The organism is Mycobacterium interjectum (assembly GCF_900078675.2).
Taxonomy (GTDB): domain Bacteria; phylum Actinomycetota; class Actinomycetes; order Mycobacteriales; family Mycobacteriaceae; genus Mycobacterium; species Mycobacterium interjectum.
The window spans coordinates 885535-889683 of the sequence record NZ_LT546237.1; the positions used below are offsets into that span (position 1 = coordinate 885535).

A 4149-nucleotide genomic window follows, 5' to 3' on the forward strand; every position below is an offset into this window, starting at 1 on the left:
CGGCGCAGGACCGGCCGCGGCGCGCGGGGGTGTCGGCGTTCGGGATCAGCGGCACCAACGCGCACGTGATCGTGGAGCAGGCGCCGGAGGTGGAGACGCCGGGGTCGGCGGGCGACGACGCGGCGGCGCCGTGGGTGCTGTCGGCGCGGTCGGCCGACGCGCTGGCCAATCAGGCCGCCCGGCTGCTCGCGCACCTGGCAGCCGATCCCGCCGTGCGCGCGGTCGACGTGGGCTGGTCGCTGGCCTCGACGCGATCGCTGTTCGAGCATCGCGCGGTCGTGGTCGGTGCCGGTCGCGACGAGTTGGTGGCGGGGTTGGCGACCCTGGCCGCCGGTGAGCCGGGCGCCGGCGTGGTGACGGGGCGGGCACGGCCGCTGGGCAAGACGGTGTTCGTGTTCCCGGGCCAGGGCTCGCAGTGGGTCAGCATGGGGGCCGAATTGCTCGACAGTTCAACGGTATTCGCCGAACAGCTGCACCGGTGCGAGAGGGCGCTCGCCGAGCACGTGGAGTGGTCGCTGGTCGACGTCATCCGCGGTGCGCCGGGGGCCCCGGGGCTCGATCGGGTTGACGTGGTGCAGCCGGCGCTGTGGGCGGTCATGGTGTCGCTGGCCGAGCTGTGGCGCTCGATGGGCGTGACCCCGGACGCGGTGATCGGGCATTCGCAGGGCGAGATCGCGGCGGCCTACGTGGCGGGCGCGCTGTCACTCGAGGATGCCGCCCGGGTGGTGGCGCTGCGCAGCCGGCTGCTGGTGGGCCTGTCGGGTGCCGGCGGCATGGTCTCGCTCGCCTGCGGGCCGGCGCGGGCCGGGGAGTTGGTGTCCGCGTGGGGCGATCGGCTGAATATCGCTGCCGTCAATGGTGTTTCGTCGGTGGCCGTGTCGGGTGACGTGGACGCCCTGGCCGAGCTGGTGCAACGGTGCGAGGCCGAGGACATTCGCGCCCGGACGATCGACGTCGACTACGCGTCCCATTCCGCCCAGGTCGACGTCATCCGCGAACCGCTCCTCGAGGCGCTCGCCGGCATCGCGCCTCGTTCTTCGTCCGTCGCCTTCTTCTCCACCGCGACCGGTGACGTCCTGGACACCGCCGGGCTGGACGCCGACTACTGGTACCAAAGCATCCGGCAGACGGTGCAATTCGAACGAGCCGTGCGCAGCGCGGGCGACGCAGGATATCGCGTCTTCATCGAATCGAGCCCGCATCCGGTGTTGATCGCCGGCATCGAGCAGACGCTGGCGGATCAGGTCGCCGACGCGATCGTCATTCCCTCCCTGGGTCGCGAAGATGGTGGCCTGCAACGGTTTTGGCTATCGGTGGCGCAGGCGCACGTCGCCGGCGCGCGCGTGGACTGGCGCCCGGCGCTGGCCGGTGGGCAGCGGGTGGACCTGCCGACGTACGGGTTTGTGCGGCGGCGCTTTTGGCTCCCGGACGCATCGACGGGTTCGGGCGACGCGGCCAGCCTGGGCGTGCTGGGCGCCGAGCACGGCTTCTTGCGCGCGGTGGTGGAGCGACCCGACGCGGGCGGGGTGGTCCTGACGGGCCGGCTGTCGGTGGCGGCCCAGCCATGGCTGGCCGGGCACGCGGTGGCCGGCGCGGTGTTGTTCCCGGGGGCGGGATTCGTGGAGCTGGCCATCCGGGCCGGCGACGAGGTCGGGTGCGGGGCGATCGACGAGCTGACTCTGTCGGCCCCGCTGCTGTTGCCCGCGACCGGCGCCGTGCAGGTGCAAGTGGTCGTCGGCGGCGTCGACGACTCCGGGCACCGGGAGGCGTCGGTGTACTCCCGTGGCGCCCAATCGGGTTCGGACTGGGTCCTCCACGCCCAGGGCCTGCTGACCGAGCGGCCCGTGACGCCGGATTCGGACCTGTCGGTGTGGCCGCCCGTCGGCGCCACGCCGGTGGACGCCGCCGGTGCCTATGAGCGGCTGGCCCAGCGGGGCTACCAGTACGGCCCGGCCTTCCGGGGGCTGCGGGCGATGTGGCGGCGCGGGGACGAAGTCTTCGCGGAGGTCGAGGTTCCGCGGGACGCCGGCGCCCAGGCCGGTGGCTTCGGGATGCACCCGGTCCTGTTGGACGCGGCGCTGCACGCGCTCGGGCTGGCTGACGAGCAGGCCCCGACGGTGCTGCCGTTTTCCTGGCAGGGCGTGTCGTTGCACGCCGCCGGCGCCGCGCGGGCGCGGGTTCGCATCGCCCCGGCCGGGGCCGACGCGGTGTCGCTGGAGCTGGCCGACGCGACGGGACTACCGGTGCTGTCGGTGCGGTCGTTGGTGATGCGGCCGGTGTCGCGTCAGCAGCTGTCGGCGGCCGCGGCCCGGGCCGAGGGGTTGCTGGAGGTGCTGTGGTCACCGGTGGCGTTGGGCGACGACGGGATTGGCGATGGCCTCGCGGTCTGGGAGCTGGCCGCCGCCGGCCCGGACGTGGTGGGCTCGGTACACGCGGCCGCCACCGAGGTGTTGGGCGTGCTGCAGTCCTGGTTGGCCGGAGAGGGTTCCGGGGTGTTGGCGGTGCTCACCCGCGGGGCCGTCGCGCTTGCGGGCGAGGATGTTTCGGATCTGGCCGGTGCGGCGGTGTGGGGATTGGTGCGGTCGGCCCAATCCGAACATCCCGGCCGGGTGGTGCTGGTCGATTCCGACGGCTCGGTGGACGTGGCGGCGGCGATCGCCTGCGGCGAGCCGCAATTGGTGATTCGCGCCGGTGTGGTCCATGCGGCGCGCCTGGCGCAGGTCGCGGCGGAGTCGGTGCTCACGCTGCCGCCGCGGGGGTGGCGGTTGGACGCCGGAGGCGCGGGCACGCTGGAGGACCTGGTGCTGGGGCCGCTGCCGCGGGCGGAGCTCGCGGCCGGGCAGGTGCGGGTGGCGGTGTCCGCGGTCGGGGTGAACTTCCGGGATGTGTTGGTGGCGTTGGGCATGTACCCCGGCGGCGGCCGGCTGGGGGCCGAGGGCGCCGGGGTCATCACCGAGGTCGGCCCGGGCGTGAGCGGGTTGGCCGTCGGCGACCCCGTGATGGGCTTGCTGGGTGTGGTCGGTTCCGAGGCCGTGGTGGACGAGCGTGTGGTGGTGCGGGTGCCGGCGGGGNCGCAGGTGCGCGTGGCGGTGGCCGCGACCGGGGTGAACTTCCGGGATGTGTTGGTGGCGTTGGGCATGTACCCCGGCGCCGCCGAGTTGGGGGCTGAGGGCGCCGGGGTCATCACCGAGGTCGGGCCGGGCGTGAGCGGGTTGACCGTCGGCGACGCCGTGACGGGAATCATCGGGCTGACGGGCTCCGAAGCGGTGGTGGACGAGCGCCTGGTGGTGCGGGTGCCGGCGGAATGGTCGCTGGTCGGGGCCGCGGGCGTGCCGGTGGTGTTCTTGACGGCGCTGTACGGATTGTCGGATCTGGCCGGGTTGAAGGCCGGTGAGCGGGTGTTGGTGCACGCCGCCACCGGCGGGGTGGGGATGGCCGCGGTGCAGCTGGCGCGGCATTGGGGTGCGGAGGTTTTCGCCACCGCCAGCCGTGGCAAGTGGGACACGTTGCGAGCCATGGGCTTTGACGACGACCACATCGGCGATTCGCGGACGTTGGCGTTCGAGGAGAAGTTTCGTGCGGTGGCGGGCGGCCGGGGCTTCCAGGTGGTGCTGAACTCGCTGGCCGGTGAGTTCACCGACGCGTCCTTGCGGTTGTTGGGCCCCGGCGGGCGCTTCATCGAGATGGGCAAGACCGACCCGCGCGACCCGGCGGCCATCGCCGACCAATACCCGGGGGTGGCGTATCAGTCGTTCGACCTGATGGAGGCCGGGCCGGATCGCACCGCCGCGATGCTGGCGGAGGTGATCCGCCTGCTGCGCGACGGCGCGATACGCCCGCTGCCGCTCAAGACGTTTGACGTCCGGTGCGCCTCGGCGGCGTATCGGTTCGTCAGCGCGGCGCGCCACATCGGCAAGGTCGCCCTCACGATTCCCGACGGGCCCGGCGGCGCCCTTTCCGGATCCGGTGGCGGGTTGGCCGGGGGCAGCGTCGTGATCACGGGCGGCACCGGGATGGCGGGTTCGGCGCTGGCCGGCCACCTCGTCGAGCGCTACGGGGTGGCCCACGTGGTGCTGGTCAGCCGCGCCGGCGCGGCTGGTCCCGGGGCGGCTGAGCTGGTGGGCCGGCTGGAAGGCGCGGGCGCCCGGG

At 73.7% G+C, this 4149-nt stretch carries 1 protein-coding gene; it reads left to right on the forward strand.

All coding sequences use genetic code 11. The annotated features are described in order from the left end of the window. The coding region (locus tag BN4348_RS60755; protein ID WP_160040358.1) for an acyltransferase domain-containing protein at positions 1 to 4149 on the forward strand (4149 nt) is incomplete at both ends.